This window comes from Phenylobacterium sp. (assembly GCF_031984885.1).
GTDB lineage: Bacteria > Pseudomonadota > Alphaproteobacteria > Caulobacterales > Caulobacteraceae > Phenylobacterium.
Genome location: NZ_DAMABV010000008.1, coordinates 166,017 through 188,909, shown reverse-complemented (window position 1 = coordinate 188,909; position 22,893 = coordinate 166,017). Strand labels below are relative to the sequence as shown.

At 69.9% G+C, this 22,893-nt stretch carries 19 protein-coding genes and 1 tRNA gene; 13 read left to right on the top strand and 7 right to left on the bottom strand.

Going from position 1 to position 22,893, the window contains the following annotated elements; genetic code table 11:
* Positions 1-151: 151 nt before the first annotated feature.
* Both RTL41_RS14090 and RTL41_RS14085 read left to right on the top strand, forming a co-directional pair.
* On the top strand, positions 152-1,273 hold the full coding sequence (locus RTL41_RS14090; RefSeq protein ID WP_312165550.1) for an alpha/beta fold hydrolase: 1,122 nt from the start codon (positions 152-154) through the stop codon (positions 1,271-1,273).
* On the top strand, positions 1,274-1,960 hold the full coding sequence (locus tag RTL41_RS14085; protein WP_312165549.1) for a M24 family metallopeptidase: 687 nt from the start codon (positions 1,274-1,276) through the stop codon (positions 1,958-1,960).
* A 105-nt stretch (positions 1,961-2,065) separates the two neighbouring features.
* On the opposite strand, the gene RTL41_RS14080 is transcribed toward RTL41_RS14085, so the two are convergent.
* A tRNA-Cys gene (locus RTL41_RS14080) sits at positions 2,066-2,139 on the bottom strand.
* Positions 2,140-2,294: 155 nt separating this feature from the next.
* Here RTL41_RS14080 and RTL41_RS14075 point away from each other — a divergent pair.
* From RTL41_RS14075 to RTL41_RS14050, 6 genes are all read left to right on the top strand, one after another.
* Complete coding sequence (locus RTL41_RS14075; RefSeq protein WP_312165546.1) at positions 2,295-2,867, top strand: protein-L-isoaspartate O-methyltransferase; 573 nt, start codon at positions 2,295-2,297, stop codon at positions 2,865-2,867.
* Between the two features lie 174 nt (positions 2,868-3,041).
* Positions 3,042-4,520, top strand: coding sequence for a TolC family outer membrane protein (locus RTL41_RS14070; protein ID WP_312165544.1), 1,479 nt, complete (start codon positions 3,042-3,044; stop codon positions 4,518-4,520).
* Positions 4,521-4,653: 133 nt separating this feature from the next.
* Entirely contained in the window at positions 4,654-5,187 is a 534-nt protein-coding gene (locus tag RTL41_RS14065) for a DUF2497 domain-containing protein (RefSeq protein WP_312165542.1), read from the top strand.
* A 161-nt stretch (positions 5,188-5,348) separates the two neighbouring features.
* Positions 5,349-8,012 (top strand): valine--tRNA ligase, encoded by a 2,664-nt coding sequence (locus RTL41_RS14060; protein ID WP_312165540.1) that lies wholly within the window; start codon positions 5,349-5,351, stop codon positions 8,010-8,012.
* A 200-nt stretch (positions 8,013-8,212) separates the two neighbouring features.
* Complete coding sequence (locus RTL41_RS14055) at positions 8,213-9,967, top strand: class I adenylate-forming enzyme family protein (protein WP_312165538.1); 1,755 nt, start codon at positions 8,213-8,215, stop codon at positions 9,965-9,967.
* Between the two features lie 16 nt (positions 9,968-9,983).
* Positions 9,984-10,715, top strand: a complete 732-nt coding sequence (locus RTL41_RS14050) for a TlyA family RNA methyltransferase (protein ID WP_312165535.1) — start codon at positions 9,984-9,986, stop codon at positions 10,713-10,715.
* A gap of 256 nt (positions 10,716-10,971) precedes the next feature.
* Here the strand turns inward: RTL41_RS14050 and RTL41_RS14045 are convergent, their stop codons facing one another.
* Complete coding sequence (locus RTL41_RS14045; protein WP_312165532.1) at positions 10,972-11,547, bottom strand: hypothetical protein; 576 nt, start codon at positions 11,545-11,547, stop codon at positions 10,972-10,974.
* Positions 11,548-11,604: 57 nt separating this feature from the next.
* Positions 11,605-12,060, bottom strand: a complete 456-nt coding sequence (locus RTL41_RS14040; protein WP_312165530.1) for a glycine zipper 2TM domain-containing protein — start codon at positions 12,058-12,060, stop codon at positions 11,605-11,607.
* A gap of 175 nt (positions 12,061-12,235) precedes the next feature.
* Between RTL41_RS14040 and RTL41_RS14035 the strand changes: the two genes are divergently transcribed.
* Positions 12,236-13,522, top strand: a complete 1,287-nt coding sequence (locus tag RTL41_RS14035; RefSeq protein ID WP_312165528.1) for a class I SAM-dependent RNA methyltransferase — start codon at positions 12,236-12,238, stop codon at positions 13,520-13,522.
* Here RTL41_RS14035 and RTL41_RS14030 read toward each other — a convergent pair.
* Both RTL41_RS14030 and RTL41_RS14025 read right to left on the bottom strand, forming a co-directional pair.
* On the bottom strand, positions 13,512-14,186 hold the full coding sequence (locus RTL41_RS14030) for a DUF4328 domain-containing protein (protein WP_312165526.1): 675 nt from the start codon (positions 14,184-14,186) through the stop codon (positions 13,512-13,514). The genes RTL41_RS14035 and RTL41_RS14030 overlap by 11 nt on opposite strands.
* A 69-nt stretch (positions 14,187-14,255) precedes the next feature.
* The gene (locus RTL41_RS14025) at positions 14,256-15,341 is read right to left on the bottom strand and encodes a PA0069 family radical SAM protein (protein WP_312165524.1); all 1,086 of its coding nucleotides are present in this window, start codon (positions 15,339-15,341) and stop codon (positions 14,256-14,258) included.
* Between the two features lie 81 nt (positions 15,342-15,422).
* On the opposite strand from RTL41_RS14025, the gene RTL41_RS14020 reads away from it, so the two are divergent.
* Positions 15,423-15,875 (top strand): cell wall biosynthesis glycosyltransferase, encoded by a 453-nt coding sequence (locus tag RTL41_RS14020; RefSeq protein WP_312165521.1) that lies wholly within the window; start codon positions 15,423-15,425, stop codon positions 15,873-15,875.
* Here the strand turns inward: RTL41_RS14020 and RTL41_RS14015 are convergent.
* Together RTL41_RS14015 and RTL41_RS14010 are read right to left on the bottom strand one after the other, a co-directional pair.
* The gene (locus RTL41_RS14015; protein WP_312165518.1) at positions 15,872-17,452 is read right to left on the bottom strand and encodes a lytic transglycosylase domain-containing protein; all 1,581 of its coding nucleotides are present in this window, start codon (positions 17,450-17,452) and stop codon (positions 15,872-15,874) included. The genes RTL41_RS14020 and RTL41_RS14015 overlap by 4 nt on opposite strands.
* Before the next feature lie 67 nt (positions 17,453-17,519).
* Positions 17,520-18,338 (bottom strand): uracil-DNA glycosylase, encoded by an 819-nt coding sequence (locus tag RTL41_RS14010; protein WP_312165516.1) that lies wholly within the window; start codon positions 18,336-18,338, stop codon positions 17,520-17,522.
* 143 nt (positions 18,339-18,481) lie between these two features.
* Here RTL41_RS14010 and RTL41_RS14005 point away from each other — a divergent pair, with 143 nt between their 5' ends.
* The 3 genes from RTL41_RS14005 to RTL41_RS13995 all read left to right on the top strand — a co-directional run bounded on the left by RTL41_RS14005 (position 18,482) and on the right by RTL41_RS13995 (position 22,876).
* Complete coding sequence (locus RTL41_RS14005) at positions 18,482-20,170, top strand: electron transfer flavoprotein-ubiquinone oxidoreductase (RefSeq protein WP_312165514.1); 1,689 nt, start codon at positions 18,482-18,484, stop codon at positions 20,168-20,170.
* 108 nt (positions 20,171-20,278) lie between these two features.
* A complete protein-coding gene (locus RTL41_RS14000; RefSeq protein WP_312165512.1) occupies positions 20,279-21,982 on the top strand; it encodes a tetratricopeptide repeat protein in 1,704 nt (567 codons plus the stop codon).
* A 6-nt stretch (positions 21,983-21,988) separates the two neighbouring features.
* Positions 21,989-22,876, top strand: a complete 888-nt coding sequence (locus RTL41_RS13995; protein ID WP_312165510.1) for a 4-(cytidine 5'-diphospho)-2-C-methyl-D-erythritol kinase — start codon at positions 21,989-21,991, stop codon at positions 22,874-22,876.
* Positions 22,877-22,893: the final 17 nt, after the last annotated feature.

Below are 22,893 nucleotides of genomic sequence, written 5' to 3'. Positions count from 1 at the left end.
CCAGAATGCGAGCGGTCGCTTCGCCAAGGGCCTCGCGCCCGAGCACGCCTGAAAGGCGTGCTTCCTGGGTTTCATGGCCGGCTTGCGGGCCATGGCGGCGTTCCGAATGTGGGGCCAATGCGAGTAGGTAACGCGAGTTATCACTCGCATTATGGTCGCGGTCGACGGCGAGCGCCTCGCCTCGGAACAAGCCGAACTCGCACTCAAGCAGGACGTGGTCATGAGCGTTGGGAAGATGTCGTCAACTCGGCACGGTCAGATGCGCCGTGGGGGAGGCCCTACGGCGCCGTCGGCCGATGGCGTGGGGCCGAGTTGGCAGAGCCGCTGCCTCAACGGTCTGCTGCGGCGCCTTCCGATGAAGACGCATTGGGCGTCCGCCGAGGTCGTGCAGGCACAGGTCCGCAGATTGGCTTTGCGGCCCGCCGCCTATGGGCCCGCCGATCTGGGGCGCGGCGTCGAGGTCGCGTTGAAGAACGTCGGAGGGTGGCCCGTGTACCAGACCGCGCCGTCCGAGCATCCGGACGTCGCCAACTACGCGCTGTTCGTGCACGGCGGCGGATACATCCATGAAATCGTCCGCGCCCACTGGCGCTTCGTGGCCGCCCTGACCCGCCAGGCCCGCGTTCGGTGCGTCGTTCCGGTCTTTCCGCTGGCGCCTTTCGCCACCGCGAAGGACATCGTGCCGGCGATGGGCGCATTGTTGGCGAAGCTCCTGGAGGAGGCGGGGCCTGCGAAGGTTACGGTCGTCGGCAACTCGGCCGGCGCCGGACTGGGATTGGCGGCCGCCCAATGGCTGCGGGACACAAGATATCGTCAGCCGGACGGGCTGGTCCTGGTGTCTCCCGCCCTGAACGCGTCGGTGGACCATGACGAGCGCAAGGCGATCGCCGCGCGCGACCCGATGCTGGACATTCCGGGAATTCTGGAAGCTGCGCGCCTCTATGCCGGCGATCTGGACGTCGCCCACCCGTACGTCAGTCCGTTGAACGGTGATTTCCGCGACTTGGCGCCGATGATCGTATTCGCTGGGACGCGCGACTTTCTCTATCCCGACAGCGTCGATCTCGCAGCGAAGGCGCGCGCCGCCGGCGTCCCGGTCGAGTTGCATCTGCAGGAGGGCCAGCCGCACAATTACGCGATGATGCCGACCCCGGAAGGCCGGCGAGCGCGTGAGCGCATCGTGCGCGCCGTCTCGGCCGGTCAGGCGATCATCGGCCCGTCGTTGTCCGCCAAGGCCGAGGCGATCGCCGCCGTCGCACAGCAGGAGGGATAGATGGGCGACCTGACCCACACGCGCCGTGAAGCCGTAGGCGAGGGGTTCTCACTCGCCAAGATGATCCGGTCCCGCGACCTGACCTTCGAGGCCGTTCGCAGGATCGGGGCGGCGATCGGTCCGGGGATCACCGAGGCGCGGGGCGCGGAGATCGCCCAGGAGGTGCTCGAGTCCATGGGCATGGAGCGCCTTTGGCATCGAAACGTGGTCCGCTTCGGTCCCGGCACGCTGGAGACGTTCTTCGGCGATTTCCAGCCCAGCTATGTCCTGAAGGCCGATGACATCTTCTATGTCGACCTCGGGGTGGTCTGGGACGGACACGAGGGCGACGCCGGCGACACCTTCGTGGTGGGGGAGGACGCCGAGATGGCGGCGTGCGCGCAGGCCGCCCGCACGCTCTGGCGGGACGTTGCGGCCCGCTGGCGGGACGAGGGTCTGAGCGGGGAGGGGCTTTACCGGTATGCCGGCGAGCGGGCGGCCGCCATGGGCTGGCGCCTGAACTGGGAGGTGAAGGGCCATCGCGTCAGCGACTTCCCGCACGCCATCTACAAGGCCGGCGCCCTGGGCGACTTCGACGCGCCGCCGACCACGGGCCTCTGGATCCTGGAGATTCAGATCGCCCACCAGACCAGGCCGATCGGCGCCTTCTACGAGGACCTGTTGATCCGCGAACCGCCGTCGCCCTGACCGCAGCCCCAGCTTCCGGGCCAGATGATTGAGTCGCCCGCCTGGAGATCGCCTGGATCGCGGCAAGCCGCGCGATCATCGATTCCGCTAACTATCTGAGAAGTTTGGAGGCCTGACCGAGAATCGAACTCGGGTTCACGGATTTGCAGTCCGCTGCGTCACCACTCCGCCATCAGGCCGCCGCCGGCCGAAACCGGGGAGGGCGGATCGCTAACAGAACGGGCCGCTCCCTGCAATCCTCTCTCATGGGTCTCATGGGCCGATTGCCTTAACGGGAGGGGCGGACCTATAAGCGCGGCGAAGTTTCGTATCCCGTCTGCCCCGTCGAGGAATCATGGCCGCCGATTTCGCCGCCGCCCGGCTCAACATGGTCGAGAGCCAAGTTCGCACCAACGACGTGACGGACGTGCGGCTGCACGACGCCATGCGCGCCATCGCGCGCGAGGCGCTGATCCCCGCGGACAAGGCGTTCCAGGCCTATGCCGACGCCGACGTGGAATACGCCCCGGGCCGCTACCTGCTGCGCCCGCGTGAAGTCTCCAAGCTGCTCCAGGCCGCCCGGCCGGTGGAGGGCGAGCGCGCCCTGGCCATCGCCGCGCCTTACGCCGCCGCGGTCCTCCAGGCCCTGGACGTCGAGGTCGAGCGCCTGGACACCGACGACCTCAAGGCGCTCCCCGGCGGCGAATACGACCTGATCGTGGTCGAGGGCGCCGTCACCCAGGCCCCGCAGACCTGGCTCGACGCCCTGGCCCTGAACGGCCGGCTGCTGGTGATCGAGCGGGACGGGCCGACCGCCAAGGCCATTCTCTATGTCCGCGCCGAGGACGGGATCGGCCGCCGGACGCTGTTCGACGCGATGGCGCCGGTGCTCCCAGGATTTGAACCAAAACCCGGTTTCGCGTTTTAGGTTAAGGCGATCCTCGCGCTCAGATGGCGTACGTGAAACACGGTCGAAACCTGGGCGTGAAAAAAGCTTAAGGTCGAGCCCACTAGTCCGGCGCCCAATAGCCGGTCATATAGGACCCGGTCTCACTACGCCGTTTCGGGGATAACCATGTTCAATAGTCGTCGCGGAGGTTTGTTGGCCGCGGTCTACAGCGCAGGACTTGCGCTCGCGATCGCCGCGCCGGCGTCCGCCGAAACCCTGGCCGAGGCTATCGCTCTCGCTTACGATTCCAACCCGACCCTGCAGGCGCAGCGCGCCACGCAGCGGGCGCTGGACGAGAACTGGGTGCAGGCCAGGGCCGGCTACCGCCCGCAGGCGCAGGTCAGCGGCTCGGTCGCCTACGCCGACATCCGCACCCCCGGCCTCGGCGACTATATCGACACCAACGGCGACGGGATCCGCGACACGCTGGTGGGCGGCCGTCGCGACGACAACAGCGCTTCGGCGACCCTGCAACTGAACCAGCCGCTCTATACCGGCGGCCGGGTCGCCGCCGCGGTCAACGCCGCCGAAGCCGACATCCTGGCCGGCCGCGAACAACTCCGCCGGACCGAGGCCGTGGTGCTGCAATCGGTCATCCAGGCCTATGCCGACACCCGCCGCGACCAGGAGGGGCTGCGCATCCGCGAGGAGAACGTGCGCGTCCTCCAGCGCCAGCTCGACGAGTCCCAGGCCCGCTTCGACGTGGGCGAGATCACCCGCACCGACGTCGCCCAGTCCGAGGCGCGTCTCGCCGCCGCCGAGGCCCAGCTCTCCCAGGCCCAGGCGCAACTGGCCTCCAGCCGCGCCGTCTACGCCGCCGTGGTCGGCCAGAACCCCGGCGACCTGGCCCCCGAGCCGCCGCTCAGCGACCTGCTGCCCGCCGACGTGACCCAGGCCTACGAGGCGGCCGAGAACAACAATCCGCAGATCCGCCAGGCCCAGTATGCCGAGCAGGGCAGCCGCGCCCGCCTGGCCGCGGCCAAGGCCGAGCATATGCCGAGCCTCGGCCTGACCGGCTCGCTCGGATATACCGGCCAGGCCGATCCCTGGTCGGGCGAGGACTCCTCGCGCACCGTTCGCGCCGGCGCGACCCTGACCGTCCCGCTGTTCACCGGCGGCCTGACCTCGTCGCGCGTGCGCGCGGCCTCGGAACGCCACAACGCCGAGCGCATCAATGTCGAGATCGCGCGCCGTGCGGTGATGCAGAGCCTGACCCAGGCGTGGAACCAGCACCTGGCCAGCAAGGCGAACATCGCCTCCACCGACCAGCAGGTGAGGGCCGCCCGCATCGCCGCGGAAGGCACCAAGCAGGAGCAGGAAGTCGGCCTGCGCACCACCCTCGACGTGCTGAACGCCGAGCAGGAACTGCGCAACGCCGAGCTCTCGCAGGTCAGCGCGCGTCGTGACGAGTTCGTCGCCAGTTCGCTGGTGCTCTCCCAGATGGGCCGGCTGGAAGCCCCGATGCTGGACGTCGGCGTCACCCGCTACGATCCCGCCACCAACTTCAACAAGAACCGCATCACCTGGGGCTGGGTGCCGTGGGAAGAGCCGATCGCGGTGGTCGACGGGGTGCTGACCCCCAAGACCGTCGAGAAGCCGACCACGCCGCAGCCGCCTCCGGCCCCGAAGTAAGGTAAATTTTCAGTGCGCAGTTTCGCCTCACGGGCGAATACGCGCTTGCGCCTTCTGGCGGAAATTGCAGGATCACACCGTCGCGCCTAGCTTGGCGTGACGGATTCTCTCTCGCACCACCGGCGGCCCTGAAATGTCTGAACAGACCTCGCAAGAACCGACGATGGAGGAGATCCTGGCCTCCATCCGGCGCATCATCTCCGAAGATGACGCGCCGGCGGACGCCGCGGCTCCTGCGCCGGAACCCGAACCCGAGCCCGCCCAGGCGGCCGCGCCGGCGTTCGAGCCCGAACCGGAGCCGGTCGAGGAAGACGACGACGGCGCGCTGGAGCTGACCGAGAAGGTCGAATCCGTCGGCGATCTCGACGTCTACACCCCGTCGATGCACGACGAGCCGGAAGCGCCGGCCTATGAAGAGCCGCCGCCCCCGCCCGTCGAGGTCGGCGAGGGTCTGGTGGGCGCGGTCGCGGCCAGCGCCGCGGCCTCGGCCTTCGGCCAGCTCTCGGCGGCGATCCAGATGCCGGCCGAAGGGCGCACGCTGGAAGACGTGGTGCGCGAACTGCTCCGCCCGCTGCTCAAGCAGTGGCTGGACGAGAACCTGCCCGGCATCGTCCAGCAGACCGTCGACAAGGAAGTCGAGCGCATCGCCCGCGGGCGAGTACGCTAAAGGCCCAAAAGCGTCGCTCCCCCGCCTGGCGGGGACCCAAGCTGAGCCTGCACTGTCGATCGATTGCGAGTCCGCTTGGACCCCCGCCGGCGCGGGGATGAGCGGATTCCCATGTCATCGCGCTTCCACGCCGATGATCGAAAATGTATGCAGCGCCCCAAATGCTTGAAAAAAACTTCGACCCCAAGACCGCCGAACAGCGCCTCTACGCCATGTGGGAGGGCTCGGGCGCGTTTGCGCCCAGCGCCGACCCGGCCGCCGAGCCGTTCTCGATCGTCATTCCGCCGCCGAACGTCACCGGCTCGCTGCACATCGGCCATGCGCTGAACAACACCCTGCAGGACGTGCTGACGCGCTTCGAGCGGATGCGGGGCAAGGCCGCCCTGTGGCTGCCGGGCACCGACCATGCCGGCATCGCCACCCAGATGGTGGTCGAGCGTCAGCTCGCCGCCGCCGGCAACATCGGCCGCCGCGACATGGGCCGCGAGGAGTTCATCGCCAAGGTCTGGGAATGGAAGGCGCAGAGCGGCGGGACCATCACCAACCAGCTTCGCCGCCTGGGCGCGTCCTGCGACTGGAGCCGTGAGCGCTTCACCCTGGACGACGGGCTGTCGGCCGCGGTCCGCAAGGTCTTCGTCACCCTGCACAAGCAGGGCCTGATCTATCGCGACAAGCGCCTGGTGAACTGGGACCCGCACTTCCAGACCGCGATCTCGGACATCGAGGTCGAGCAGAAGGAGGTCGACGGCGCCTTCTACCACTTCGCCTATCCGCTGGAGGACGGCTCGGGCGAGATCGTCGTCGCCACGACCCGCCCCGAGACCATGCTCGGCGACACCGCCGTCGCCGTGCATCCCAGCGACGAGCGCTACAAGGGCCTGATCGGCCGCGCGGTCCGCCTGCCGATCGTGAACCGTCCGGTCCCGATCATCGCCGACGAGTACGCCGACCCGGAGAAGGGCTCCGGCGCGGTGAAGATCACCCCGGCGCACGACTTCAACGACTACCAGGTCGGCAAGCGCAACAACCTGCCGATGATCAACATCTTCACCGAGGATGCGAAGATCAGCGAGAACGCCCCGGCCGAGTATCGCGGCCTGGATCGTTTCGAGGCGCGCAAGAAGGTGGTCGCCGCCTTCGAGGAACTCGGCCTGCTGCGCGAGATCGAGAAGACCCGCCACGCCGTCCCGCACGGCGACCGCTCGGGCGTGGTCATCGAGCCCTACCTGACAGACCAGTGGTACGTCGACGCCAAGGTCCTGGCCCAGCCGGCGATCAAGGCGGTCGAGGAAGGCCGCACGGTCTTCGAGCCCCGCCATTGGGAAAAGACCTATTTCGAGTGGATGCGGAACATCGAGCCGTGGTGCATCTCGCGCCAGCTCTGGTGGGGGCACCGCATCCCGGCCTGGTACGGCCCGGACGGCAGGATCTTCGTCGCCGAGACGGAAGGCGAGGCCAAGGCCGCCGCCCGCGAGCACTACGGCCACGACGAGCCGCTGCGCCAGGACGACGACGTCCTCGACACCTGGTTCTCCTCGGGCCTGTGGCCGTTCTCGACCATGGGCTGGCCGGAGAAGACCAGCGACCTGGAACGCTTCTACCCGACCAGCACCCTGATCACCGGCTTCGACATCATCTTCTTCTGGGTCGCCCGGATGATGATGATGGGCCTGCACTTCATGGGCGAGGTTCCCTTCGACCGCGTCTTCATCAACGCCCTGGTTCGCGACGCCGAGGGCAAGAAGATGTCCAAGTCCAAGGGCAACGTCATGGACCCCCTGGAACTGGTCGACGACTACGGCGCCGACGCCCTGCGCTTCACCCTGACGGCGATGTCGGGCCAGGCGCGCGACATCAAGCTCTCGCGCCAGCGCATCGAAGGCTATCGCAACTTCGGCACCAAGCTGTGGAACGCCGCCCGCTTCGCCCAGGTGAACGGCTGCGCCCGCGCCGAGGGCTTCGACCCCGCCCAGGTCAAGGGCGTGCTCAACCGCTGGGTCGTCGGCGAGACCGTCCGCACCGCCCATTCGGTGACCAGGGCGCTGGAAGGCTGCAGCTTCGACGGCGCCGCCAACGGCCTCTACCGCTTCATCTGGAACACCTTCTGCGACTGGTACGTCGAGCTCGCCAAGCCGCTGCTCAACGGAACCGACGAGGCGCTGAAGGCCGAGACCCAGGCGACGGCCGCCTGGGCGCTGGACGTCATCCTGAAGCTGCTGCACCCGGTCATGCCGTTCCTGACCGAGGAGCTGTGGGCCCAGACCGCCGACCTTGGCGCGCCGCGCGGGGAGGGGATGCTGATCACCGCCCGGTGGCCCAGCCTGGCCGACACCCTGATCGATCCGGACGCCGACGCCGAGATCGGCCTGATCGTCGCGGCGGTCAGCGAAGGCCGCTCGGTCAAGGCCGAGCTCAACGTGCCGCACTCGGCCCGCCCGCAATTGCTGGTCATCGAGGCCAGCGAGGGCCAGCGCGCCGTGTTCGCGAACAACGCCGCGGTGATCGCCCAGACCTTGCGGGTCTCCGAGGTCGCCTTCGTCGAGCAGGCGCCGCAAGGGGCCATTCCGTTCGTCGTCAACGGCGCGACCCTGGCCCTGCCGGTGGCGGAGTTCATCGACCTGGCGGCCGAACGCGCGCGCCTGGCCAAGGAGATCGCCACCCACGCCTCCGACATCGCGCACGTGAACAAGAAGCTCGGCAATCCGGCCTTCGTCGCCAACGCCAAGGAGGAGGTGGTCGAGGAGAATCGCGAACGCCTGGCCGAGTCGGAAGCTGCGAAGGCGAAGCTGGAGCACGCCCTGTCGCTGCTGGAAGCGGTGGTCTGATCCGCTGACCTCCACATGGCCGGCCCGCAGCTCGGCCGGCCATGTGGATGAATGGTCGATCTGGCCGTCCGTTGTCCAGGATTGGCCGGATTCCATACCGCCGCGTCAAACGGGCGTTTGCCTATGACGCTAGGTTATGCTTGTTCACCTATGACGACGCGGGTGCGTTCAAGGCCCGCGCGAGCATTAGGAGAACGCCTATGTCCGAGGCTGCGCTGCCCGCTGGCTGGCCCGCCATGTCCATCGCCCAGGCCCACGCGCTGATCACAGCGCCAGGGTCGCCGGCCGAGATCGAGACGGTGGAAATCCGCGGAATCCCCACCCGGACCTGGAAGAACCTTCCGCCTTCGCTGCGTTCGATCGTCGAACTGGGCCGCGCCCACGGCGAGAAGGCGTTCCTCGTCTACGAGGACGAGCGTGTCACCTACGAAGCCTTCTACCGCGCCGTCTCGGCCCTGGCCCGCCAACTCCAGGCCGACGGCGTGCAGAAGGGCGACCGCGTCGCGGTCATCATGCGCAACCTGCCCGAATGGGTGGTCTCCTTCTATGCGGCCGCGTCGCTGGGCGCGATCGTCACCCCGCTGAACGCCTGGTGGACCGGCCCGGAGCTGGAGTACGGCCTGACCGATTCCGGCAGCAAGGTCGTGCTGATGGACGCCGAGCGCTACGAGCGCCTGACCGAGCACCTGCCGAACTGCCCGGACCTGGTCCGCGCCTATGTCAGCCGCTCGCGCGAAGAGATCGCCCATCCCCAGGTGGCCACCCTGGAAAGCGTGATCGGCGGCGCCAACGACTGGGCGAAGCTGCCCGACCAGCCGCTGCCGCCGGCCGACGTCGCGCCGGACGACGACGCCACCATCTTCTACACCTCGGGCACCACCGGAAAGCCGAAGGGCGCGCTGGCCACCCAGCGGGCGGTGAACTCGAACATCTTCGCGGCCGCCGTCGCCGGCGCGCGGGCCTTCCTGCGCCGCGGGGAGAGGCCGCCTGAGCCCGATCCCAACGCGCCCCAGCGCTCGTCGCTGATCTCGATCCCGTTCTTCCACGTCACCGGCTGCATGGCCGTGCTGAACCCCTCGCTGGCCGGCGGGGCCAAGCTGGTGATGATGCACAAGTGGGACGTGATCCGCGCGTTCGAGCTGATCCAGCGCGAGAAGATCCAGTCGGCCGGCGGCGTGCCGACCATCGCCTGGCAGTTGATCGAGCATCCGGCCCGCGCCAACTACGACCTCTCCTCGCTGGAGTCGGTCTCGTATGGCGGGGCGCCGTCGGCGCCCGAACTGGTGCGCAAGATCAAGGAAACCTTCCCGAAGTCCGCGCCCGGCAACGGCTGGGGCATGACCGAGACCTGCGCCACCGTCACCACCCACGGCGCCGAGGACTACGCCAACCGTCCCGATAGCTGCGGGCCGGCGGTTCCGGTCAGCGACCTGCAGATCCGCGATCCGGCCGACGGCGTCACCGTGCTGGCCCCGGGCCAGGTGGGCGAGCTGTGGGCGCGCGGCCCGCAGGTGGTGAAGGCTTACTGGAACAAGCCGGAAGCCACGGCCCAGACCTTCGTCGACGGCTGGGTGCGCACGGGCGACCTGGCGCGGCTGGACGAAGAGGGCTTCTGCTTCATCATCGACCGGGCCAAGGACATGCTGATCCGCGGCGGCGAGAACATCTACTGCATCGAGGTCGAGAACGTTCTCTACGACCATCCGGCGGTGATGGACGCCGCGATCGTCGGCATTCCGCACCGGACCCTGGGCGAGGAGCCCGCGGCCGTGGTGACGCTCAAGCCCGGCGCCTCGGCGAGCGAGGACGAACTGCGCGCCCACGTGGCCGAGCATCTGGCCGCCTTCAAGGTGCCGGTGCAGGTCCGCTTCTGGCACGAGACCTTGCCTCGCAACCCGAACGGCAAGATTCTCAAGAACGAGCTGAAGAAACTGTTCGTCGAGGAGCAGGCCTAACCCGCCTGGGCAAGGCTTGGGCAAGAAGCGCGCGGATGTCGTCCTGGTCGAACGGGGCCTGTTCGACAGCCGCGCCAAGGCCCGGGCCGCCATCGAGGCCGGCGGCGTCAGCGTCGCCGGCCGCGTGCTTTCCAAGCCCTCCGACCTGATCGACGAGGCCGCCGACATCGCCGCCGTCGCGGCCCATCCCTATGTCGGCCGCGGCGCGCTCAAGCTGGTCCATGCCCTGGATATCTGGCCGGTGCAGGTCGAGGGCCGCACGGTCGTCGACGTCGGCGCCTCCACCGGCGGCTTCACCGAGGTCTGCCTGCTGCGCGGCGCGGCCAGGGTCTACGCCGTCGACGTCGGCCGCGGGCAACTGCATCCCAAACTGGCGGCCGATCCGCGGGTGGTGGGGCTGGAGGGCGTCGACGCCCGCGCCCTGGACGCCCGCCTGATTCCGGCGGCCCCCGACCTGATCGTCACCGACGTCAGCTTCATCGGCCTGGCCAAGGCCCTGCCGGCGGCGCTGGCCCTGGCCGCGGACGGCGCCGATCTGGTCGCCCTGGTGAAGCCGCAGTTCGAGGTCGGTCCCGAGCACGTCGGCAAGGGCGGGCTGGTCAAGGACGAGGCGGCGCGCCGCCGGGCGCTGGACGAGGTCGCAGCGTTTCTCACGGCCTCGAAATGGACGGTCCGCGAGGTCGCCGACAGTCCGATCGCCGGCGGCGACGGCAATCACGAATACCTGCTCTGGGCGCGCCGCGGCTGAGCCGGGCGCAGGCCAAAAAAGAAGCCGCCCGCGCGAGGCGGGCGGCTTCCGTCCGTCGAATACGCCGACGGGCTCCCCCTTGGGAGCAGGGGTGTCGCATTCTCCCTACGGCTCGTCATGGCCGGGCCGTCAGGTCCCGGCCATCCATAGACGCCGAGCTTCGCCGAAAGCCCCCGGCACGCCTGCGCGGCCGGGGATGACGATCGGAGGAGGCGGGGGCGAGGCGACGGCGCCGCATGCCCCGCCCTTGGGAGCTCTAGTCGACCACCTGGTAGTTGCCGTTGGCGTCGGGGCAGACGCGCACGAAGCGCTTCTGGGTGCGGCCGTCGGGCAGGTAGATCGGGCTTTCCGCCAGGGTGCAGCCGTCGGTGGCGGCGGGGCGCTCGACCACCCGATAGGGCTCGCCGCGGTCGTAATAGCGGCGCTCGTCGTATGAGCGGGCGTAGTAGCCGTTATCGACGGGGGGCTGGCCGTAATAGCCATTGTAGCTGGTCTGCGGGGCGCGATAGGCCGTGCCGCCGCAGGCCGCCGAGTTCTTGCCGACGGCCGCGCCGCCCAGCGCGCCGAGCGCGCCGCCCAGCAGGGCGCCTTCGGTCCGCGCGTTGCGGGCCGCGGCGTTGGAGCCGATGGCCGCGCCCAGCGCGCCGCCGACCAGGGCGCCGACCGTGCCGCGGTTCGTCGAGTCACGACGGCAGGGGTCGTAGTAGCTGTTGCCGTAATAGGGCGCCGACTGGGCGGCGGCGAAGGTCGGCACGGTCGCCGCCGCGCCCAGCGCCATGACGCCGGCCACGCCCGCGAGCGCGCTCTTGGCGAAGGTCGAACGGAAGTTCATTGCGAAATACCCCTCTTGGGACTGATGCGATGATGAGTTGAGCGGCTTCTTGTTCAGTTAGCTGCGGCCGCTCGGACGCCAGACGCCGTCACGACTACGGCAGACCTCGTAACTGTGATTGCGCCCGCCGTAGTTGTCCTGGACCCAACGGCAGTTGCTCGGAGCGCTGTAGTTGCTGCGCTGGTAGTTGTTGCTCGTGCGGGCGGCCGGGCGCGGGGCCGGGGCAGGGCGGTAGTTGCTGCACTTGCTGTTGCGCTTGCCGATCTCGTGGCCGGCCACCGCGCCGACCGCGCCGCCCAGCACGGCGCCTTCGGTCTTGGCGCCCTTGGCCGCCACGCCGCCGCCCGCCAGGGCGCCGACCAGGCCGCCGACGATGGTGCCTTTGTTGGCGCTCTGTCGTTGCTGCTCGCGGCACGGGTCATAGGACTGGGCCGACGCGACGCTCGGGAAGGCCATCACCGGCACGCTCGTGGCGATCATCCCGGCGGCGGCGAGAGCAAGAGCGCGTTTCATCGGCTTTCTCCATCATTCGAACTCGGAGGCGGCGCCGAGGCCCCGCCTGCGCTATGGAACTTGGCTGAACGAGTCTGAACGGTGCTTGAGCGCCCCGTTCATGTTCGTTCATCTTCGTTGACGCCTTATCCCGCTTGGGATTGCGGGGTCGGCGCCACAAGGCGAGATTTCAAGCATGCGACGTCCCCGGCCTCATCGGGCCCGACCCATCGACGCCCCCTCCGGCCCTGCGGCGGAGGTTGTGATCGAGGCTGTAGGCGGCGAAGGCGACGGGATTGCGGCCGGGCCGCTCTATGCGCCGTTCACCCTGCCGGGCGAGCGCGTCCGCCTGGCCGCCGGTCCCCAGCGCCGCGAAGTCGAGGCGGTCCTGGAGGCCAGCCTCCAGCGCGTGACCCCGCCGTGCCCGCATTTCGGCGTCTGCGGCGGCTGCGCCCTGCAGCACTGGGAACACGGCGCCTATCTGGCCTGGAAGGTCGAGCGGCTGATCGGCACCCTGGCCCGCGAGCGGATCGAGACGCAGGTCCTGGCGCCCTTCGCCGCCCAGCCGCATACCCGCCGCCGCCTGGCCCTGCACGCCCGCCAGGGCCGCAAGGACGCCGCGCGTCTCGGCTTCAAGACCCGCAAGTCCTGGGACGTCGTCGACATCGCCGCCTGTCCGATCGCCGATCCGGCCCTGGAGGCCGCGCTCCCGGCCCTGCGCCGCCTGGCCGCGCCGCTGTTCGAGCATCCGAAATCGGCGCCCACCCTGCACGTGACCCTGACCGCCACCGGCCTCGACATCGACATCAGCGGCGTCGAGCGCAAGAGCGGCGGGCTCTCGGCCGACGCGCGCATGCGCATGGCCGAGATCGCGGCGGAGGCCGACTTCGCCCGCGTCACCCTGGACGGCGAGGTCGCCTACATGGCCCGCCAGCCGGCCGTCCGCATCGGTGCGGCGATGGTCGCCCTGCCGGCCGGCGCCTTCCTGCAGGCGGTTCCCGAGGCCGAGGCGGCCATGGCCGCCATGGTCGTCGAGGCCGCCGCGGGCGCCCAGCGGATCGCCGACCTGTTCTGCGGCGTGGGGACCTTCACCTTCCGGCTGGCGAGGATCGCGCCGGTCCTGGCCGCCGACGGCGCGGCCCCGGCCATCCGCGCGCTCGGCGCGGCGGTCTCCACGGCGCCTGGCCTGCACGGGATCACCGCCGAGGCCCGCGACCTGGCCCGCCGCCCGCTGCTGGCCGAGGAGATGAAGCGCATCGACACCGTGGTCTTCGACCCGCCCCGCGCCGGCGCGGCCGAGCAGTCGGCCGAGATCGCGCGCTCGGGCGTGGCCCGCGCCATCGGCGTCTCCTGCAATCCGGCCACCTTCGTCCGCGACGCCCGCACCCTGATCGACGCCGGCTTCACCCTCGAGCGGGTGCTGCCCGTCGATCAGTTCCTATGGTCGCCGCACGTCGAGCTGGTCGGCGTCTTCAGCCGCTGACGGCGGCCGGAGCGGTCGGCCCGGAAACCAGCGGCGCGATCACGGCGCCGGCCTGGGCGTCCGAGATTTCGCGTACGATCCTGCGCAGCAGCAGCGCCGCCCCGATGGCCATGCACGAGCTGGCCAGCTTCAGCTCCATGCTCAGCAGCAGCGGACCGGGATCCTGGCCCGTCCGGCCGGGATAGCCTTCCATGACGCCGAGCAGGGCGCTGAGCAGGTACAGTCCCCACCAGAACGACACGCGTTCGGGGAGGGGCGTCTCCTTCCAGTTCGCCGGGGCGAGGCTGATCCGCCAAGTCTCGCTCATCGCCCTGAAGGGCATGACGCAGTTCGCGATCGGAACGAACAACCAGGCGATCGACCAGGCCGGCGAAATCGACTTGTCGCTCGCCAGCGCCGCGGCGTTCTGGTTGGCGCGGTAGAACCACAGCAGTCCCAGGGCCGCCGTCAGAAGACAGGCCGCCAGCCACGCCGCCGTCGTCGCGAAATAGGCGAGCCTGGCGCCGATGGAGAGCTCTGCGGCGCCGTTCATCAGCCGGCCGATCTCCATGGCCGCCAGCACCGCCATGCCGGCCTCGGTGGCCGCGTAGGCGACGAGCGTTACGGATAGCGCCCGCGCCAGCCGCCGTGGATCCCTTGGCGCTCGGCCGTTCGTCTCGACCATTCTTTCGCCTCCCCAAGTCCCGCCTGATAAGTTGCATGACGCATCTGGCGCCACAACAAGGCGATCTGATCAGCCTGCAAACAGGTCGCCCTGGTCGCCGGCCTTGGGCGGGACCTTGAACTGCGACAGGTCCAGCGACTCCAGCTTCGCATCCAGGCCGAGCCGCTTCTTGGCGGCGGCGAAACGTCGGGCCATCAGGTCGGCGATCGGGCCTTCGCCACGCATCCGCTTGCCCCATTCGGGATCGTAGTCGAGCCCGCCGCGCATCTGCCGGACCAGCGACATCACCCGCCGCGCCCGGTCGGGGTGATCGGTCTCCAGCCATTCGCGGAACAGGTCCTTGATCTCCCGCGGCAGCCGCAGCGCCACGTAGCCCGCGCCCTTGGCGCCGGCCTCGGCCGCCCGCTCCAGCACCGCCTCCATCTCGTGGTCGTTCAGGCTGGGGATGGCGGGCGCGAACATCACCACCACCGGGACGCCGGCGTCCGCCAGCGCCTTGATCGCGCCGATCCGTCGTTCCGGCGTCGCGGCCCGCGGCTCCATGCTGCGCGCCAGCCTGCGGTCCAGCGTCGTCACCGAGATCGCCACCCGGCAGAGGTTCCGCCGGCCCATCGGCCCGATGACGTCCAGGTCGCGCAGGATCAGCGCCGACTTGGTGATGATAGAGCAGGGGTGGTTGAAACGGCTCATCACCTCCAGCACCCCGCGGGTCACCCGCGCGGTCCGCTCGGTCGGTTGATAGGGATCGGTGTTGCCGCCGATGTGGATGAACTCGGGCCGATAGCGCGGCGCCGACAGCTCCTTCTCCAGCAGCCTGGCCGCGTCCGGCTTGAAGAACAACTGGCTCTCGAAATCGAGCCCCGGCGAGAGCCCCATATAGGCGTGGGCTGGACGGGCGTAGCAGTAGATGCAGCCATGCTCGCAGCCGCGATACGGGTTGATCGACCGCGAGAAGCCGACGTCGGGGCTGTCGTTCTTGCTGATGATCGTCCTGGCCCGCTCGGGCGTCAGCGTCGTGCGCAACTGCGCCGGCTGCGGGTCCTCGAGCGACCAGCCGTCGTCGAACGCCTCGCGGGCCTGGCTCTCGAACCGCCCGCTGGCGTTGGACCGCGCGCCGCGGCCGCGCACCGTGATCTGTTGGGTGAACGTACTCACCGGGCCATCATAGGCGTCTCCATGAGAACAAATCAAGAACACATCTTGACGCGCCGCCCGAAGCGCCGCCTCAAGGGACGCATGATCTCGGTCATCATCCCGACCTCGAACGCCGAGCGCGAGCTCCAGGTGCTGCTGCCCGTGCTGGTGCCGGCGGCGGTCGACGGCCTGGTGCGCGAGGTGATCGTCGCCGACGCCGGATCGACCGATGCGACCCTGGTCATCTGCGAGGACGCCGGGGCCGAGGCGGCGGCCGACCTGGCCAGCGCGGCGGCCATGGCCCGCGGCGACCTGTTCCTGGTCCTGCCCCCCGACCTGCGCCTGCGCCGCGGCTGGGAGGAGAGCCTGCGCCGCCATATCGAGGGCAGGGGCGGCGCGGCCTGGCTGGCCGAAGGGCCGCCCACCCTGGTCGAGCGCCTGACCGGCCCCAGGCGGGCCGGCGTGCTGCTGTCGCCCGAGGCGTTCCGCAAGCTGGCGCCGAAGGACTTCGCCGATCTGCGCCGCCGCCTGGGCCGGGCAGCCTGGCTCAGCTAGCGGTCGAGCCGCGCGTCGATGAAGCTCGCGCCCTGGGCCAGGGCGTCGAGGGTCTTGGTGTCGAGGCCGAACTTCTTGCGATAGGTCCAGTAGCCCGCCATCACCTTCTCGACGTAGTTGCGGGTCTCCTGGCTCGGCAGCGACTCGATCAGCATCAGGCTGTCGGCGTCCTCGCCCACCATCTTGGCGGTCTTCAGCAGGGTTCCGGGGCCGCCGTTATAGGCCGCCACCGTGCGCAGGATGTCGTAGCCGACGCCGCGTTCCATCAGCCAGGTCACGTAGTCCTGTCCGACCCGCAGGTTGAAGGCCGGGTCGAACATCGGGCTCATGTCGGCCTTCAGCTTGTCGTCGCCGGCGGCGCGGGCGGCGGCCTCGGGCATCACCTGCATCAGGCCGACCGCCCCGGCGCCCGACACGGCCGTCGGGTTGAACCGGCTTTCCTGGCGGACGATCGCGTAGACCAGGGCGCGGTCGATGGTGAAGCCCGACTTCGGCTCCAGCACCGGCGTCGGATAGTCCGGCTCGGCGAACGAGCGGCCCTGCGGCAGGGCCGAGGCCACGTCGGCGTCGGAGGTCAGCGGCGCGTTCAGCGCCAGGATCAGCGACATCCACTGCGAGCGCTCGGCCGGGGTCTTGGCCAGGGCCAGGCCCGCGCGCAGCTCCAGCCCCGCCTCGACCGGCATGCCGATCTGGGCCAGGGCCGTCGCACGGTGGGCGCGGGCGTCCTCGCGGATGAACGGCGTCAGGTGCGCGCTGGGGGCCGAGGCGAAGGCGGCCGGCACGATCTCCGGGGGCGGCGCCTCGGAGACCCGGTCCAGCGCCTCCAGCCGCACCCGGCGCTCGGCGATCATGCCGTAGAAGGTGGTCGGATGGCGCGCGGCCAGCTTCAGGAAGCCCTGGGCCCGGTTGAGATCGCCGGTCTGCTCCAGCGAGCGGGCCGCCCAGTAGGCCGCGCCCGAGCGCAGCCACGGATCTTCGTCCTCGTCGCGCGCCACCTGGCTGAAGAAGCGTTGCGCGGCGTCGTAGTTCTTCAGCCGGTAGGCGGCGAGCCCGGCGATCCAGCGCTCGCCGGCGGCCGGCGCCAGGTCCATGGCCAGCTTGACGTCGCCCGAATAGAAGGCCTCGCGGGCCCTGCGGGTGCGGTCGGCCGGGGCCTTCCCGGAAATGCCCTGGGCGGTGACCTCGACCCGGCGCCAGTCGGCGCCCGCCAGCACGGGGGTCTTCAGCGGCTTGGCGACCATGGGCTTGCGCTTCGAGGCCAGGGTGTAGATGCGCTCGGCGCCCGGAAGGTCGCTGTACTGGTCCAGCCATTGGGCCAGTTCGTCGTAGGAGGCGACATGGCCGCCCGGGTGCATCAACTGGCGGAAGGCCAGGTGCCCGGTCAGGGAACGGTCCTTGATCTCGGACGTCTGCATCTCGGCGTCGATGAAGTCGCCGCGATCCACCGCGTCGAAGGCGGCGGCGTAGCGCTTGGCGTCCCACGGGCTCAGGGCCTGGGGCGCGGCGTTCGTCGTTCCGGCTATGGCTGAGCAGATCATGGTCAAGACCGCGATCCGCATGCCCTTGCGTGCCCGCATGCGATCCCCACGTCGCCGCCTCTGCGCGCGGCTGGACGTGACCCTCAGTTCTCGTGACGGCTCAGTCTTAAGCGTCGCGGTGGGGGCGATCAAGCCGTTCGGTCAGGGTCAGAAGGTCGCTCCACGCCTTCTTCTTGGCGCCCGGCTGGCGCAGCAGGAAGGCCGGATGCAGGGTCGGCATGGCCGGAAGTTCGAGGTCGCCGGCCGCCGATCGCCACTCGAACCAGCGTCCGCGCAGCGACAGGATGCCCTCGTCGCGCTTCAGCATCGACTTGGCCGACGGCGCCCCGACCAGCAGCAGCATCTTCGGCGAAACCAGCTCGATCGCCCGCTCCACAAAGGGTTGGCAGACCATCTGTTCCTGCACCGAGGGGGTGCGGTTGCCCGGCGGGCGCCAGAACACCGTGTTGGTGATGAACACCCGGTCCTTCAGGCCGGCGGCGGCCAGCATCTTGTCCAGCAACTGGCCCGCCCGGCCGACGAACGGCTCGCCGCGCAGGTCCTCTTCGGCGCCGGGACCCTCGCCGATCACAATAAGCGGAGCATCGGCCGCGCCGCGGGCGAATACGGCCTGCCGGGCGCCTTCGAACTTGAGCGGGCATCCGTCGAATCCGGCGATGGCCGCCTTCAGGGCCTCCAGGTCCTTGGCCTCCGCGGCCAGGCGTCGCGCCTCGACGACGGCCGAAGCGACGTCGGGGCCGGCGCCCGCGCGCGGCGGCGGGGCGGGCGCGACAAGCGGCTTCTTCTCGGCGGGCTTTGGCGGCACGAACTTGCCCGCCTCGATGCGATCGATGGGCGTATCGTGCAGCATCGCGTCCACCCCCGCCTCGGCCCAGAAGGCGAGCAGGCTTTCGGCGACGCGGTCGAAGGGAACAGCTTGGCTCATGGTTCTCTTTAAAGAGCGTCTATAGCCGAGTTCGCGCTTGACCGCCCTTGCACAAGCTTCGGATAAGTCGCCCGACGGATCAACGCCACGTGAAACAAGGGGAGGGGAACCCCGCGCGCGGCAAATTTGGAGCTACGGGGATCATGAGCGACACCATCGCCACTGAGACGATCGAACGCGAAGCGATGGAATACGACGTCGTGATCGTCGGCGCCGGGCCTTCGGGCCTGTCGGCCGCCATTCGCCTGAAGCAGCTCGCCGAGGCCGCCGGGACGGAGATTTCGGTCGCGGTCCTGGAAAAGGGCTCCGAGGTCGGCGCCCACATCCTCTCGGGCGCGGTGATCGACCCGAAGGGCATCAACGAGCTGCTGCCCAACTGGAAGGAACTCGGCATCCCGCTGGAGACCAAGGTCACCCGCGACAAGTTCGTGATCCTGGGCCCGAACGGCGACCTGGACATCTCCTTCCTGCCGTTCCCCAAGTGGATGCTGAACCACGGCAACTACATCGCCTCGCTCGGCAATGTCTGCCGCGCCCTGGCCACCCACGCCGAAGCGCTCGGCGTCGAGATCTATCCGGGCATGGCCGCGTCCGAGGTGGTCTATAACGAGGACGGCTCGGTGAAGGGCGTCGTCGCCGGCGTGTTCGGCATCGACAAGGACGGCAATCCCGGCCCCGACTTCCAGCCGGGCATCGAACTGCACGCCAAGTACACCTTCATCGGCGAGGGCGTCCGCGGCTCGCTGGCCAAGCAGCTCCAGGCCCGCTTCGGCCTCACCAACGGCCGCGACGCCCAGAAGTTCGGCATCGGCATCAAGGAGCTCTGGCAGGTTCCGGACGAGAACTTCGAGCCGGGCCTGACCCAGCACACCTTCGGCTGGCCGCTCGACAACGCCACCGGCGGCGGCTCGTTCATGTACCACTTCGGGGACAACTACGTGGCCATCGGCTTCGTGGTGCACCTGAACTACAAGAACCCCTGGATCTCGCCGTTCGACGAGTTCCAGCGCTTCAAGACCCACCCGGCCATCCGCGGCTATCTCGAAGGCGGCAAGCGCGTCGCCTACGGCGCCCGCGCCATCACCGAGGGCGGCGCGCAGTCGCTGCCGCAGCTCTACTTCCCCGGCGGCGTGCTGCTCGGCTGCTCGGCCGGCATGGTCAACGTCCCGCGCATCAAGGGCAGCCACAACGCGGTCAAGAGCGGCATGATGGCCGCCGAGGCGGCGTTCGAAGCCATCCAGGGCGGCCGCTCCAGCGACGAGCTCTCCGGCTACGAGGACGCCTACAAGAAGTCGTGGGTCCACAAGGAGCTGTGGGCCGTCCGCAACTTCAAGCCGCTGTGGTCGAAGTTCGGCACCATTCCGGGCATCGTCCTGGGCGGCGCCGACGCCATGATCGCCAACATCCTGGGCGGCTGGTCGCCCTGGGGCACGCTCAAGCACGGCAAGTCGGACGCCGAATCGACGGGCCTGGCCAAGGACTACAAGCCGATCGTCTATCCGAAGCCGGACAACGAGTTCAGCTTCGACAAGCTGTCGTCGGTCTTCCTGTCCTCGACCAACCACGACGAGAACCAGCCCGCGCACCTGAAGCTCAAGGATCCGCGCATCCCGATCGACGTGAACCTGCCCCGCTACGGCGAGCCCGCGCGCCTGTTCTGCCCGGCCGGCGTCTACGAGGTGCTCTACGACGAGGCGGGGAACAATCCGAAGTTCCAGATCAACTTCCAGAACTGCGTCCACTGCAAGACCTGCGACATCAAGGATCCCTCGCAGAACATCAACTGGACCACGCCGCAGGGCGGCGACGGGCCCAACTATCCGAACATGTAGGCAGGAAGGGGACCCTCGCGGTCCCCTTCTTTCTTCGGGCTCCTGATTCCACCCCAGTTCGTCGACCACGCCTTGAACTCGCCCGCGAAAGCGCCGAGGTTCGCAGGCATGCGCCGTCTGCTTGTCGCCATCGCCCCGCTTCTGCTGCTTACCGCTTGCGCCACCACGTCGGAGAAGGTCGCCTGGACCCCTCCGGTCAATGACGGCATGGGCGGCTCCGCCTACGGGGCCTTCCTGGCGGGGCAGGGCGCGCTGAACGACGGGGCGGGGGCCGAGGCGGCCGCCTATTTCGCCCGCGCCGAGCTTGAGGGCGGCTCCAGCGACCTGCTGCGCGACCGCGCCTTCACCGCCGCCGTGCTGGCCGGCGACATCACCAGGGCCGCGGCCCTGGCGCCCGACGGGCCTGACGCCTCCGAAGCCACCAGGCGCCTGGGCCAACTGGTCAAGGGCGTCGAGTTCATGGCCGCCGGCGACAGCGAGGCCGCCCAGGCCGCCCTGTCCGGCGACGCCATCGGGTTTCCCCATCGCGGCGCGGCCGCTCTGCTCTCGCCCTGGGCCGCGGCCATGGCCGGCGACCAGGAAGGCTCGCTCGTGCGGCCCGAGATGCGCGGCGACCGCGTGGTCGACTACTTCGGCCAGCTCGGCCAAGCCTATCTCTACGAACGCGCCCGCCGCTACGACGAGGCCGAAACCGACTACAAGTCGATCACCGGCGGCGAGGCCCCCGGCGACATCGCCGTCCAGGCCTATGGCGGCTTCCTCGAACGCCGCGGCCGCCGCGCCGACGCGATCGCCCTCTATGACAAGGCCCTGGCCAGCCAGCCCAACAACCAGAGCCTGATCAACGCCCGCGCCCGCGCCGCTGGCGGCAAGGGCGCGCCGCCGGCCCCGTCCCTGCGCCAGGGCGCGGCCCAGGTGCTGGTCGCGCCGGCCGCCGGGATGCTGGCCGCCAAGCAGGAGCAGCTCGGCCTGGCCTATCTGCGGCTGGCCCTGCGCCTCGATCCGGGCCGCGACACCGCCTGGCTGCTGGTCGGCGACATCATGGAGGCGGCCGGCGACGTCCAGGGCGCGCGCGCCGCCTATTCCAGGCCCAAGCCGGGCTCCAACGAATACACCACCGCCCGCAGCAAGCTGGCCTGGAGCTATCAGAGCGCCAAGCAGCCCGACGTGGCCCTGAAGATGGCCCAGGAGGCCGCCGCCGACGGCGACGCCGAGGCCAAGCTCACCTATGCCGATCTCCTGCGGGTCAACGAGCGCTATACGGAATCGGCCCAGGTGCTGACCGGCCTGATCGACCAGAGCGCCGCGCCCGACTGGCGCCTGCTCTACATGCGCGGGATCGCCTACGAGCGGGCCGGCCGTTGGCCCGAGGGCGAGCGCGACCTGCAGGCAGCGCTTCAGCTTCGCCCGGACGAGCCCGAGCTGCTGAACTATCTCGGCTACACCTGGATCGACCGCGGTGAGCGGCTGGCCGAGGCGCTGGGCATGGTCGAGCGGGCCGTCGCCGCCAATCCGCAGTCCGGCGCGATGATCGATTCCCTCGGGTGGGCTCACTACCGGCTGGGCGACTACAAGAAGGCCGTGGACCTGCTGGAGCAGGCCGTCGAGCTCGAAGCGGGCGATCCGGAGATCAACAACCACCTGGGCGACGCCTATTGGCGCGTCGGCCGCCGGATCGAGGCGGACTATCAGTGGCGCCGGGTCCTGACCCTCGATCCCGACGCCAAGATCAGGGCCGACGTCGACGCCAAGCTTGCCTCCGGTCAGGGGCCCAGGGGACCGGCGGCGGCCCCGCGCGTGGCCGGGCAGTAGCCGGCGATGAGCCCCGTCGCCTTCGCCCCGGCGAAGATCAACCTGTTCCTGCACGTCGGCGCGCCGGGCGCCGACGGCTATCATCCGCTGTGCAGCCTGATGGCCTTCGCCGATGTCGGCGACCGCGTCGTGCTGCACGAGGCCGACGCCCTGTCGGTGCGCGTGCATGGGCCGTTCGCCGGCATGCTGGCGGGCGAGGGCGACAACCTGGTGCTGCGCGCGGCCCGCGCGCTGCTGGCCAGGGCGCGCGGGCCCCAGCCGCTGGTCGGCCTCTCGCTGGAAAAGCTGCTGCCCGTGGCCGCCGGTCTGGGCGGCGGTTCGAGCGACGCCGGCGCGGCGCTGCGCCTGCTGCGGACGGCGCTGGGCGTCCAGGTCGACGACGAGGGCCTGGAGGCGATCGCCGCATCCCTGGGCGCCGACGGCGCGGCCTGCCTCTGGGGGCGGCCGGTGCTGGCCCAGGGCAGGGGCGAGGCGCTGTCGCCGGCCCCGGCCTTGCCCGGCGTCGAAGCGGTGCTGGTCAATCCGCGGGTCGGGGTCTCTACGCCGGCGGTCTACGGCGCCCTGGACGCGGCCGGCGCCTTTGGCGACATCGCCCCGCCGCCGATGCCGGACGCCTTCGAGAGCGTCGAGGAGCTGGCCGCATGGCTGGGCCTGATGCGCAATGACCTGGAGGCGCCGGCCATCGGCCTGGCGCCCGAGATCGGCGACGTGCTCGCCACCCTGGCCGACGAACGCGAGACCCTGATCGCCCGCATGTCGGGTTCGGGCGCGACCTGCTTCGCCATCTGCGCCAGCGATATCGAGGCCGACGCCCTGGCCGAGCGGGTGGCGGCCCTGCGGCCGGGCTGGTGGACGGCGCGCTGCCGCCTGGGCGGCCCCTGGCCCGACGCCTAAGCCGCAAACGAAAACGG